The sequence below is a fragment of the Priestia sp. YIM B13551 genome (assembly GCF_042787905.1).
Lineage (GTDB): Bacteria > Bacillota > Bacilli > Bacillales > Bacillaceae_H > Priestia.
Genome location: NZ_JBHZOX010000001.1, coordinates 143,901 through 156,377 on the forward strand (window position 1 = coordinate 143,901; position 12,477 = coordinate 156,377).

Annotated in this window: 11 protein-coding genes and 1 other annotated feature; of the genes, 8 read left to right on the plus strand and 3 right to left on the minus strand. The window is 40.1% G+C overall.

The annotated features are described in order from the left end of the window. Nucleotides 1-8 precede the first annotated feature (8 nt). From ACFX4N_RS00740 to ACFX4N_RS00750, 3 genes are all read left to right on the plus strand, one after another. Nucleotides 9-515: a hypothetical protein gene (locus ACFX4N_RS00740; RefSeq protein ID WP_155660459.1), complete on the plus strand. Its 507-nt coding sequence runs from the start codon at nt 9-11 to the stop codon at nt 513-515. 195 nt (nt 516-710) lie between these two features. Beyond that, nucleotides 711-1,619, plus strand: coding sequence for a phosphotransferase (locus ACFX4N_RS00745; RefSeq protein ID WP_097812550.1), 909 nt, complete (start codon nt 711-713; stop codon nt 1,617-1,619). 79 nt (nt 1,620-1,698) lie between these two features. Then, on the plus strand, nt 1,699-3,411 hold the full coding sequence (locus ACFX4N_RS00750; protein WP_192100353.1) for a TcaA NTF2-like domain-containing protein: 1,713 nt from the start codon (nt 1,699-1,701) through the stop codon (nt 3,409-3,411). Nucleotides 3,412-3,565: 154 nt separating this feature from the next. Here ACFX4N_RS00750 and ACFX4N_RS00755 read toward each other — a convergent pair whose 3' ends face one another. Beyond that, nucleotides 3,566-4,543 (minus strand): patatin-like phospholipase family protein, encoded by a 978-nt coding sequence (locus tag ACFX4N_RS00755; protein ID WP_057273347.1) that lies wholly within the window; start codon nt 4,541-4,543, stop codon nt 3,566-3,568. 289 nt (nt 4,544-4,832) lie between these two features. Between ACFX4N_RS00755 and ACFX4N_RS00760 the strand changes: the two genes are divergently transcribed. After that, a complete protein-coding gene (locus ACFX4N_RS00760) occupies nt 4,833-5,489 on the plus strand; it encodes a DUF6037 family protein (protein ID WP_057273346.1) in 657 nt (218 codons plus the stop codon). Nucleotides 5,490-5,852: 363 nt separating this feature from the next. Then, nucleotides 5,853-6,095, plus strand: a binding site (T-box leader). Nucleotides 6,096-6,147: 52 nt separating this feature from the next. Next, a complete protein-coding gene (gene ileS, locus ACFX4N_RS00765) occupies nt 6,148-9,246 on the plus strand; it encodes an isoleucine--tRNA ligase (RefSeq protein ID WP_274589377.1) in 3,099 nt (1,032 codons plus the stop codon). A 42-nt stretch (nt 9,247-9,288) separates the two neighbouring features. Here the strand turns inward: ileS and ACFX4N_RS00770 are convergent, their stop codons facing one another. After that, complete coding sequence (locus tag ACFX4N_RS00770) at nt 9,289-9,792, minus strand: immunoglobulin-like domain-containing protein (RefSeq protein ID WP_057273344.1); 504 nt, start codon at nt 9,790-9,792, stop codon at nt 9,289-9,291. Nucleotides 9,793-9,900: 108 nt separating this feature from the next. Between ACFX4N_RS00770 and ACFX4N_RS00775 the strand changes: the two genes are divergently transcribed. The 3 genes from ACFX4N_RS00775 (at nt 9,901) to ACFX4N_RS00785 (ending at nt 11,575) form a co-directional block, all read left to right on the plus strand. Then, the gene (locus ACFX4N_RS00775; protein WP_274589378.1) at nt 9,901-10,608 is read left to right on the plus strand and encodes a Type 1 glutamine amidotransferase-like domain-containing protein; all 708 of its coding nucleotides are present in this window, start codon (nt 9,901-9,903) and stop codon (nt 10,606-10,608) included. An 84-nt stretch (nt 10,609-10,692) separates the two neighbouring features. Then, nucleotides 10,693-11,277 carry a hypothetical protein gene (locus ACFX4N_RS00780; RefSeq protein ID WP_057273342.1) on the plus strand — a complete coding sequence of 195 codons (585 nt, stop codon included), beginning with the start codon at nt 10,693-10,695 and terminating at the stop codon, nt 11,275-11,277. Nucleotides 11,278-11,332: 55 nt separating this feature from the next. Further along, nucleotides 11,333-11,575 (plus strand): hypothetical protein, encoded by a 243-nt coding sequence (locus ACFX4N_RS00785; protein WP_223268895.1) that lies wholly within the window; start codon nt 11,333-11,335, stop codon nt 11,573-11,575. Nucleotides 11,576-11,629: 54 nt separating this feature from the next. On the opposite strand, the gene ACFX4N_RS00790 is transcribed toward ACFX4N_RS00785, so the two are convergent. Next, nucleotides 11,630-12,295, minus strand: a complete 666-nt coding sequence (locus tag ACFX4N_RS00790; RefSeq protein WP_057273341.1) for a cupin domain-containing protein — start codon at nt 12,293-12,295, stop codon at nt 11,630-11,632. Nucleotides 12,296-12,477: the final 182 nt, after the last annotated feature.

Genomic DNA, 12,477 nt, shown 5'->3' on the forward strand with positions numbered 1-12,477 from the left:
AGTTTTGTATGAATTTTGGCGATACTAATTTTATTGGAGTAGCCAACGCAAAAGAATATCACTCGTTTGTCGATGAGGATTGGGAGCTAGATCAGCTTTTGAACCACTTCGGCAGTGAAATGAAAAAAGGAAATGTCCTAGTATGTCAAATGACGGAAGAAGGAATTGAACGCTCTTGGAACGTGGAAGTGAAGATTGGAACAGAGTCGGATATAGATACATACTTTAGGAAAGCAACAGGTTATATAAATGTAACCAATCATCAGCTTTATCTCGTAGATTATGACTGCCTTACGATGGCCGCCCAGTTTGAAGATCAGTTAGTGCCTGATGAAAACTGTTCTAAGTATAGAATTGATATTAAAAATGGTATGTACAAGCTCGAGCTTATTCAATTTTATAATGTTGACAAAAATGAGTATACAGGAAATGACCGAACTGACCTTTTATTGAACTTTATTAAGGTGGAGCACGTTGAAGAAACAGTCAATGAGGTATTTTGGTGTACGTATTAAGTAGTAAACGTACATGGAGGCTACTAACTCAGAGGCTGGTTGTACCGTTCTAAGGCCTCTATCTTATTTATGTAAAAAGATGGCGTGACATATATTCACTGAAACCCTCTGGCTTTGCGTCAGAGGGTTTTTATGGTCAAAATTATTTATAGTATACTTTACATACAAACTTCACGTTAAAGAAAGGTGATCACAGTGCCCAATGCATGGGATGCAGAACAAATTGTATCAGCACCGCTTGCCAAAACGCTAATCGAGACGCAGTTTCCAGAACTTGCGCCCGCTAAAATTTCACTGCTTGGCTACGGCTTTGACAATACGGTTTATCAAGTAAACGACCGCTTTGTGTTTCGGTTTCCCAGAAGAGAACTCGCAGTAGGACTATTAAAAACAGAAAATCAGCTTTTACCAAGTCTTGCTTCTCAGCTGCCGCTATCCATTGCCGAACCCATTTTTTTCGGTAAGCCGAATGCAGCATATCCTTGGCCTTTTACGGGCTATCACTACGTTCAAGGAAATCCGCCTGCGCGATTAACAGAAGAGGAACGTACGCAATCTGCTTCTATACTAGCAAGGTTTCTTCGTACGCTGCATCACTATCCTTATTTAAAAGCCCAAGAGCTCGGCGTGCCGTTTGATGAGCTAAATCGGCTTGATATGATGAAGCGAAAGCCTGCGCTAGAGAAATATGTTAAGCAAATGAAAGAGCGTAACCTTTATTCTAACCAAGGGGTTCTTGAAGACTATGTAAATGACATACAAGAAATTCACTATCAAGAAAAACATGTACTAGTTCACGGAGATCTTCATATTAAAAACATGATTGTTGATCAAACCAATATGGTTTCAGGCATTATTGACTGGGGAGACGTTCATATTGGTCATCCGGCAGTTGACCTAGCGATTGCCTACAGCTTTTTACCTCCTAAAGGAAGAGCACGTTTTTTCAAAGAATACGGAGAAGTAGATGAAGAAACGCACAGACTGGCAAAATGGAAAGCCGTATTTACAACCGTAGTGCTTGGGGCACATAGCTACGATCAAGGAGATAAACAAACGTTAGCAGCAGCTCTAGAAAGCTTGAACCTTATCTTTCAAGAGTAATAAAACTGTAATAGAATTTCTGTTAAATTCCTGTATAGTTAAAAAAGGATAAAAATAAAAACAACAGGTGAAGCAAACGATGAATACAAGCCACTGGAATGAATCAGCAGCACATTTACTAGAAAGGTGGATACAGCTATATAAAGAAAAAACATCTCTTATCGGGGAAACGGAATCTTTAAACATGCTAAAAGAAGAAGTAGACGGGATGGACAAAGAAAAGTTTCTCTCAATAGTAGAACGTCATCTGCAGAAAGTGTATGAAGAACTAGAAAAAGAACGTACAGAGTCTAATATGAACAACATTGAATATACAATGATGACATTTCTTTCAAGCGATTATCCGGAGTACATAAAAAAGCGTCAAAGCAATATGAAACAGATCCAACAGTTAACAAGCATACATAAGAATGTGACAGAGCTTTTCGGAAAAGAACTTTCTTCCGAAGCGGATATGGTGGCATTTAGGAATGACTTTTTTCAACTAACAGAAAAACATGCTAACACGTCATTGCTAAAAGAAATCAAGGAAAGCTGGAATGCTTATTTGCCAGCATTCATTGACTTTCAAAACAAGCACGAACATGTAAAACAAACGATAGCCACAGTACTTGAAGAAGACAAAAGCTTAAAGCAAGAATGGCATCAGCTAAGCAAAAATAAATTGGTGACCAAACAAAAAGCGACCGCCTTTCGCACAAAGCAGCATGAGCTAAATGAAATTATCCGAAAAGCCACTACTGCACAAAAACAATTACTCGAACTTCACTGGCCTGATATCCGCAGTCAGTTTGATGCGCTACAAGAAAAAATGAGTAAGAGTCTTTCTACTGTGCTGCAAGAAACGCAACGCAGTATGGAAGTCGTTAGCCAAAACGATGCAAGTGAACACGCCAAGTTAAAGCAATCACTTACGGACCTAAATGGAGTCCACGAAGTTGACGTTCATCAAACGTGGTTAGCGGCTTTTATTAAAAAATCACGACCATTTTTTAACGAACTGAGTGAAGATATAAAGGATACTAGGTGTCGGGAACTGTGGAATCGAATTTACGGCATGTATAAAGGAATAGCAGTAAACGAGTTTATTGTTACATACGAAGAATTTTTAGCACTTCAGCCGCTTAACAGTATAAAAAGAACGGAGATGCCAAAGCCATTAGCTCGGTTAAAGGTAGATATAAAACCTGTTACACTGCCAGCCTACGCAGACTTTCCCGTGCTGAAAAAACAGCAAGCATCACGACGTACTTTTCCTGTTTTAATAGGAGGCGCTATCGTCCTTGTCTTATTACTGACGATTGTATACATGAATCGTGACAATCAAACGGCAGAAACAAGCGCAGACATAAAAGCCACGACCAACACCAAGCCGTTAAAAAATGAAGAACCTAAGCCAGCTGACGTAAGCAAAACGGATCTTGAAAACTTTTTTATCTCCTATAAAGCCGCTTACTTTTCAAGTTTAAACAGCGGAGATTTTAGTTCGATGGCGCCTTATATTGACTCGGGTCAGCCAGTTTATAAACAGCTAAAAAGCTATATCACATCACTCGCCGGAAAAAACGTATCGTTTGCTAACGATCAGTTTCTCGTGACAAAAACAGAATCACATGACGACGGAACCTACGACATTTATACAAACGAAGTATACACGTTCACCGACTCGTATGACGCAAGCACGCAGTTTAAAAAAGAACGAATTTATCATGTGAAAGCTGCAGGTAAAGACAAACTTCAAATTACTAAAATTGATACATTAACAGATGAACAGAAGCCGGTGGAAGAGTGAGTGGTTTCTGAGAGATTATGAATAACCGCTAGTTCCTTTTTGGGAGCTAGCGGTTGTTGTGGTTGGGGAGGGAAGTGGTTTAAGTGACTGCTACGCTGCCAGCGTGGATATCTTGTTATATGAAATTTTAAATACTTTCAATAGAAACAAGAAATTAATTTAAAGTACGATCATAGTAATTCCAGTTTCTCTCTATAAATTGAAACGTAGGCCGTAAATTCGTTTTATTAGCAATTGAAATAAGAGCGGGCACCACCGAAGGATCCGTTTTAGAGAAATTAGGAATCCGCGGATTTAACCGGAAAAACTGATCGCCTAAAAGCTCAGAGCTGACCATCGATTCATAGTAGCTTGATCCACCAGAGATAATCTGAAGAAACGGCAGCAATGGCTCATTTGGAGACCGGTCTAAAAGTACTCCCCAATTTGGCGGAAGGTCTTCCATGTCTTCAGGTCGTATGTTATCGGCGCTCACCATTCCCCATCCTTTTGTATCTCTTCTTAATTGAGTTGGCTGCTCACCTGTTCCGATGGATAATACGGCAATTTGATCCAACGGCTGTTTTGCTTTCCCTACTGCAAACGCGATACTAGCTGTACTGGTATTAGTTGCTACCGTATACCCATCCACGTAGTTTTGATAAGCTCTTTGCGTCGCGGGAGCACCGCTGCTCCGGAGGATTACGTCACTCGCTTTTTCATTAAGATAAGGAGAACCTGGAAAGTTGTGAAATAACACAGGATTCCAACGATTCAGCTCTGGTGCAAACAAGTGAAAGGCAGGCACAACAATTCGTTTCTTTAAGTCTTTAAGGCGAAGGTCTCGGGGGAAAAATGTTCGTATGGCTTTAATAAAACCAGAATAGGGTAGTTGCTGGTTAAAGACAGGTCCGCCCGGTCGGGAAACGCTGAACGCTGGTAAGATTTGATCTTTGAAAAACTGAAATGTCTCCTCTGGTGATCTTCCGCTTGCTAGTGAAAGAGCAGTAAATGAACCAATTGAATTTCCTGAAAAAACATCGGTTTCACTAATTAACTTCAGGTTTTGATAAGTCAATCTATTCAAAAGCTGTAAACTTAAAGCACCTAAAGTACCGCCTCCATCAAAGGTCATAATTCTATATTTTGTCAAAGGTGATTTCTCCTTTCGAATTTTATCAGAGGTATTATTCTGTATATGTTTATTTTATGTGTTGAGTTGGTATGAATATTTCTTCTATCAGTTCTTCAGGAAGCTTATAGGATGTGAGTTTAGTATTAGGAGAGGCTTATGTCTTTTAGTTTTGTCTTAACTTTTTACTTATCTTAAAATAAGTTTAGACTTCATAAAATTCCATTTTTTTGATATACTCTGTAAAATTCTTTTTTATAATTATAAAAAATATTTTTCGGAAATTAAGAAAAGGGATAGGAGGAATATTTTGAATAAACAAAAGGCACCTTTAGAAAATTTGAAAATTATAAGAGATGAATTAAAAAAACGAAATTGGGCTGTAGACGTTTTTCTATTTCAGTACAAAAAGCAAGAATATATTGTTCTAGTGAAAGTTTATTCAGAACGCGAAAAGAAAGACAGTAAGTATGCAATTGTAAAGCTTGAGTTTATTAAAAAGAGGGGGAGGAACGAAAATTTTTGTACCTATGCAGATTTGTATAAGATACATATCTCTGATATGAAATCATTTAGAAAATTTTTTGGAATTGAATATAAAGAAAACTTGGGAGATGTTATTCAACAATTTACACAGCAGTTCTCCACTTTTATTCCAAACCAATTAATAGTTGATAAAGAGATAGATTTAAAGAGTTCTATAACAGAGTACTTGAATAAAACGGATACGGATTCTTCTAAGGGCATTTATTGTATTGGTGTAAAAAGAAATGGAACCAAAAAAGATGGTACATCAGGACAAAGGAGTCCTGAGAATAATCAAAAAGCAGCAATATTCAGACCAGAATTATTTGAGAAACTAAAGGATGACACTACAATAAGTTTTTGCTTTTCTGAGGATCCTTCAAGACAAAAAACAGATGAGGATATTCTTTTACGCTGGAAAGAGAAGAAAAATAATTTATAAGTAAAAATTTTTACTTTTTATATTAACTTTTCCTTGATTATAAAAAGTGTCTTATAATTTATATTGTAAACGTCGCGATGTTTATGCGAGTCGTGTATTAGAAAGCAAAGATGCGTGATATGTATTTGTACAAGACCAGGTTTTCTGTACCGTCTTAGCCGCAGCCATATTTATTACACAGCGAAGAAGCAGTGGAACTTCTGAATGGAAAGATAAGAACGGGATAACAGCGCGTAATAAAATCGATCAAATGTTAAGTGCAGAAACAAAATAACCTAGATCTAAACCTTTTGATCTCAATAAGTATTTCAAAACATTGACATTCCCTTCCAAAACGCATACAATAGCTACTAATAAAAGCACACAAATTCGTTGAAGAGAATCAGTACGCTGCAAGTTTGTTCCACAGAGAGCCGGTGATAGCTGAAAGCCGGTGTTCAAGCTGCAGGGGAATATCCTCTCTGAGAAGTCAAACTGAACGATAAGTAAGTTTGAACGGTAGTCTACCGTTAAAAAGAACGCGTATGATTGTACGTTGCTGAGTGCTATTGATGAACGGATCAATAGAAGCCAGGGTGGTACCGCGGTTTAAAACCCGTCCCTAGTCATAGGGACGGGTTTCTTTGTGTGCTTTTAACTTTAAAAGGAGTGGTATCACATGAAAGAAGTGAATGTAAGGGAGTCTTCGCAAGAGCGCGAACAGCGTATCCAGCAGCAGTGGCAAAAAGGAAATGTGTTTCAGCAGTCGGTTCAAAATCGAGAAGGGCATCCTTCGTTTGTATTTTATGAAGGGCCTCCTACAGCAAACGGTTTGCCTCACGTTGGGCATGCGCTAGGCCGGACGATTAAAGATGTGGTGGCTCGTTATAAGACGATGAAAGGGCATCAAGTGATTCGAAAAGCAGGCTGGGATACGCACGGACTGCCGGTTGAGCTCGGTGTTGAAAAGCAGCTCGGGATATCAGGGAAGCATGACATTGAAAAATACGGCGTAGAAGCTTTTATCAACAAGTGTAAGGAAAGCGTGTTTGTGTATGAAAAGCAGTGGCGCACGTTCACGGAGCAGCTTGGCTATTGGGTTGATATGGAAGACCCTTACATCACCTTGGAGAATTCGTACATTGAAAGTGTATGGAACGTGCTTGGCACGATACATGACAAAGGACTTCTTTATAAAGGCCACCGCGTATCACCTTACTGCCCGAGCTGTCAGACGTCGCTGAGCTCGCATGAAGTAGCGCAAGGGTATAAAGATGTAAAAGATTTAACGGTAACGGTGAAATTTAAAGTGAAAAACCGTGATAATGAGTATTTTTTAGGCTGGACGACAACGCCTTGGACGCTTCCGTCAAACGTAGCGCTTGCGGTGCATGAAGAGATGAACTACGTTCGAGCCCAGCAAGGCGACAGCGTGTATATAGTGGCAGAAGCGCTCGCAGACAAAGTGTTAAAAGGAGAGTATACCGTTTTATCTCAACATAAAGGAAATGAGTTAAAAGGGATGGCGTATGAGCCGCCGTTTGATTTTGTGAACGTTGAAAAAGGGCATGAAGTGGTGACGGCTGATTACGTAACGGACCAAAGCGGAACGGGCGTTGTTCATTTAGCACCTGCTTACGGTGAAGATGATTACAGAGTAGTAAAAGAAAACGGCTTTTCATTTGTGAACGTAGTGGATGAAAAAGGACAGTACACATCTGAAGTGCCGCCGTTTCAAGGACGTTTTGTAAAAGACTGCGACGTTGATATCGTGCGTTATTTAGCGAATCAAGACGTGCTGTATCATAAAGAAAAGCATGAGCACAGCTATCCGTTTTGCTGGAGATGCGACTCGCCGCTTCTTTATTACGCAAATGAAAGCTGGTTTATCCAAACGACGGCGTTAAAGGAACAGTTTTTGAAAAACAATGAAAGCGTGACGTGGTACCCGGATCATATCAAACACGGCCGCTTTGGCAACTTTTTAGAAAATATGGTGGACTGGAATATCAGTAGAAAACGCTACTGGGGAACACCGCTAAACGTATGGGAATGCGGGGAATGTCAGCATCAAGTAGCGCCAAAAAGCATCAAAGAGCTTCAGAAACATGCGTCTCATTCCGTGGATGACAGCATTGAATTGCATAAGCCTTATGTAGATGACGTACAGTTAACGTGTCCGGTCTGCAGTGGAGAAATGAAGCGAACGCCGGAAGTAATTGACGTTTGGTTTGACAGCGGCTCAATGCCGTTTGCGCAGTATCACTATCCGTTTGAAAACAGCGAACTGTTTCAAAAACAGTTTCCAGCAGACGTTATCGCAGAAGGAATTGATCAAACGCGCGGCTGGTTTTACAGCTTAATGGCAGTTTCAACGCTGTTTACAGGAAAAGCGCCGTATAAGCGCGTTTTGTCCCTTGGCCACGTCTTAGATGAAAACGGTCAAAAGATGTCTAAAAGTAAAGGAAATGCGCTGGACCCGGTGGATCTTATTCATACATTTGGTGCCGATGCGCTTAGATGGGCGCTTTTAGCTGACAGTGCACCTTGGAATCCGAAGAAATTTTCAGAGCGCGTTGTGCAAGAAGCGAAGTCAAAAGTCATCGATACGCTCGTGAACGTGTACGGCTTTTACGTGCTGTACGCTAAGCTTGACGGCTATAATCCCGAGCAAACGTATGAATTGAAAAAAACAAAATTGGATGAGTGGATTCTTTCACGTTTGCACAGCACGGTTAAGCGAGCAACAGTACATCTTGAAGATTACGGGTTTACAAGCGCCGCTCGTGAAATCGCGGCATTTATTGAAGAACTAAGCAACTGGTATGTACGACGTTCTCGCGATCGCTTTTGGTCAGAAGGGATGGACGGAGAAAAAGCAGGGGCTTACGATACGCTTCATGAAGTGTTAGTCACGCTTAGTCAGCTGTTAGCGCCGTTTACGCCGTTTGTTGCGGATGATATTCATGAAAATCTGACAGGAAAAAGCGTTCATTTGGCAGACTATCCTGTGTATGATCAAACCAAAGTGAATGAAAAGCTGGAAAAAGAAATGGCAGCGGTACTGCAAGTAGTTGAACTAGGCCGAAGCATCCGAAATACGCATTCGTTAAAAGTAAAGCAGCCTCTGCAAAGTCTTTCGCTTGTGGTAACGGAAGAAGATGTAGAGTGGGAAGCATACCATGATGTCATCAAAGATGAGCTTAATGTGAAGAACTTTAATGTGGAGCAAGACGACGACAAACTTGTTTCGTACGTGTTAAAACTTAATTTTAAACAGGCTGGACCGAAGTTTGGAAAACGAGTAAATGAGGTCAATCAAGCATTAAAGAACCTTTCAGAAGGTCAAGGAAAAGAGTTTGTTGAACAAGGCAAGCTAAGTGTTACGCTTGGTTCAGGAGAAAGCTTAACGCTTGAAACGGCTGACGTACTCGTTGAAAAAGTTCCGAAAGAAGGTTTTGCGGTTGCATCGAACGGCATGTATACCGCCGTGTTGGATACGGCGTTAACCGAAGAACTTGTGCAGGAAGGGGTCGCTCGCGAAGTAATTCGAGCGGTTCAAGATTATCGTAAAAAGCTGGACTTACCCGTGAATTTACGTATTGATTTGGAGCTTAGTGGAGACGAAGAAGTGAAGGAAGCCGTGGCGAAGTTTGAAACGCTGCTTCAAGAAAATCTTCTGCTGCACAGTCTCAGTGTGAAAGAAACTATCAAAAACGGAGAGACGGTAAAAGTCGGAACAAAGCAAGTTACACTTCGCGTTTTAAATCAGAACTGATAAAAAGCACTTACCTCATAATGGGTAAGTGCTTTTTTACCTTTAATCAAACTGCCCGAGAACGTTCTTAAGACTCGGCCAAACAATTTCAAAAGGAGTCGCTAATACATACTCTTTTCCATTTTCATCTTTAAAGTGCTGAACAAAACGGTATTTTCCTACTTTGTAGTTAGGAGTTGCGATATCTTGTTTGAATGATTTCCCTGGCTTCAGCGTGACGGTTTTATCAGGAAACTCTAATCCGTTTAGCACAACTTTGTACCACTTGCCGTCTTTTAAGTGATCCGCCGTATTTTCGTAAGGAATTGTTAAGGTATGCGTCGAATTGTTTTGAATAACAAAAAAGCCAAACTGCGTTTTATCGTATTTTTTACTGACAGCAGATAGCGTAATGGTTCCTCCGTCCGTGTTGATGGAAGAAGGAATGTTTTTTTCTTGTTTGGTACCCAGCTCCATTTTTTGACCGTTATAATCGATATAGCCGAAGATACAAAACAAGATAATAAAAATGCCTAGTATTAGTAAAAGGGTTCGTACTATTTTCAAAAGCTTTACACCACCTTTTTATCACTCTTCCATTATACGGAAAATTATCTTTTGGAAATAGTATAAATTTACATTTTTTATATTACCTTTCTGAAAGGACGGATTAGAATGAGACAAGTTATAGCCATGGGCGGCGGAGGCTTTTCAATGGAGCCGGATAACCCGCCGCTGGATCAATACATACTTTCACAAGCTCATACGGATGTACCGAAGATCTGCTTTATCCCTACAGCAAGCGGAGATGCGGATAATTATGTAGAAAGGTTTTATGAAGCGTTTGAGAAGTTAATATGCACACCGTCTCATTTATCGCTGTTTTCTCAAAACTTTATAGATTTAAAAGCATATGTACTGCAGCAAGATATTTTGTATGTAGGCGGCGGTAATACAAGGAATATGCTTCTTTTATGGAAAGAATGGGGACTGGATACGATTTTAAAAGCAGCTTATAAAAAAGGAATTATTTTGGCAGGAATAAGCGCAGGTTCAATTTGCTGGTTTGAAGAAGGCGTCACCGATTCAATGAACAACAAACTGTCTAAAATCGACTGTTTAGGGTTTTTAACGGGAAGCAACTGTCCTCACTATGACGGAGAAAGCAATCGAAGACCTTCGTATCATGAATTAATTGCAAGCGGGGAAATGAAAGAAGGCTATGCTGTAGATGATGGAGTCGCGCTGCATTTTAAAGATGAGAAGCTATCCGCATCAGTTAGCTCAAGACCAACAGCAAAAGCGTATGCTGTTAATCGAAAAGCAAGTAAAGTCATTGAGCATGAACTCCCGGTGACGTATTTAGGTGATGGCAAGCAATAAATGGCCGCTTCCCGTGTTTCTCTGTATAAAATGGAGCTTATTCGTACATACATAAGCAGAGACTCTATATAGGAGGTTACTTCAGTGAGTTATGAACGATACTGGGGAAACATACATGAACAAAGCGATAAGCTGCAGGAGTTATTATCGTCGTATTGGCATCAGTATTCAGATTTTGGAAACTGGCAGTTTTGGGTGGTGCTTGCTTCGCTCGTTCTTCCTCTTGTGTTGTTGTATTTTACCGTAGACCGAACGCGGATTTTTGAGGTGTTTTTCTTCGGTTACACAGTGCATATGCTTTGGGCATATATTGATATTGCACTTGGACGAAGCGGTTATTTGACGCATACATTTTTCTTAACGCCTCTGCTTCCGAACGCAACAAATATTACGGCTTCTATTTTGCCGGTAGGATTTCTGCTGCTTTATCAATATTGTACAAATCATCAAAAGAATTTTTATCTGTATACAATTCTTTTGAGCGCTGTTTTTTCGTTTGGACTGGCGCCTCTTGAACATCATTTTAAATTCATTGATTCAGGAAAAGGAATGAGTTTGTTTTATATTTTTCTTATTGATATAGGAATAACGCTAGTGGCGTACTGGGTTACAAGGCTGCTTGTGAAAGCAAAAGCCGCAGCCTATCGTACAGCGGAAAAAGAACGCTGAAAAAATGTTTTAAAATGATTAGTTAAGGGTATACATACACTTAAGACAAATCGAGGTGAAAAAATTGTATTACTATCGCATTTCAGAAGGACAAGACGAAATGTACTCTGAGACAATTGTTGTCCATGAAGAACAGTTTGATCAAGGTACATTCGAAGAAATGGTAAAAGAAGCGATGGTCGATAAGCCCGGCAAAATCGACCAGGTGGACATTGTGAAATATTTAATTGGACATTATCATTTCCAAGTTGCATATATTGAAGCAGCCTTTCATAGCACGTATATAGAAGAACAATAATGTTATGTATTCGTTAAGAAACCCCGTTGCATTGGCAGCGGGGTTTTCTTGTCTTTACCAATATCGATAGTGATAGGGGTTTTGAGGGGAGTAATAAGGATTCTGAGGCGGAGGATGCTTATAAGGAGGCGTCTCGTGGCTAGCGGAGCCTGCTTGTTTTTTCTGTTTGTAAGGCCCTTTTTCTCCGCATTCGTCCGTTGGTCCAATTACGATGGTTTGATTTTTTAACGGAGCCAGCGTTTTCTTTAGTTGGTCCGGATCTAAGCAGTACGTGTGAGCAAGTACTTCGATAGGCGTTTTATTTAAAATGTCAGATCCAAAAATGTATTCCGGATACGGAGCGTCAAAAATAGCAAGTAAATGCGTATTGTCTTCAGACGCAATTTCCCAGTGCCACCAGCCTTGAGGGATGTTGGCTACTTGGCCTGGAGCAATCGGAATATTTGTGACTTCATTGTTAAACGGGTTGATTAATGAAACGACGGCTGATCCTGAAATGCAGTAGACAAGCTCCGAGGCATTTTGATGATAGTGCGGTTCGACCACGCGGCTTTCGCTTAAGTAAATATCGAGCAATGATACGTTTCCTAATGTATTGAGCACATCCCGGCCTAATCGGTTAATGTAATTTTGATCATTTCGCGTATTAAGTCTGTTTTTATTTACATCAGAGAAGTATTGTACGTTCGGATTATTATAATCCATATAGGACGTTGACAAGGGTCTCCAGCTCCTATCCTTGAATTTTTTATGATGCTGTATCGTATGTGGAGAGTTTTATTTCGTGACAGAAGCCCAGGAAGATGTAGGCAACGGCCTCTTTTGGGTAAGGTGTACAATCATTTGTCCGCTGGTTTTCATATACTGTGACAGGTTCTTTTTTCACAGAACCATGATCAATG

Coding starts and splice junctions, on each gene's coding strand:
- ACFX4N_RS00740 (WP_155660459.1), top strand. CDS start 9: ATGAATTTTGGCGATACTAATTTTATTGGAGTAGCCAACGCAAAAGAA.
- ileS (WP_274589377.1), top strand. CDS start 6,148: ATGAAAGAAGTGAATGTAAGGGAGTCTTCGCAAGAGCGCGAACAGCGT.
- ACFX4N_RS00775 (WP_274589378.1), top strand. CDS start 9,901: ATGAGACAAGTTATAGCCATGGGCGGCGGAGGCTTTTCAATGGAGCCG.
- ACFX4N_RS00750 (WP_192100353.1), top strand. CDS start 1,699: ATGAATACAAGCCACTGGAATGAATCAGCAGCACATTTACTAGAAAGG.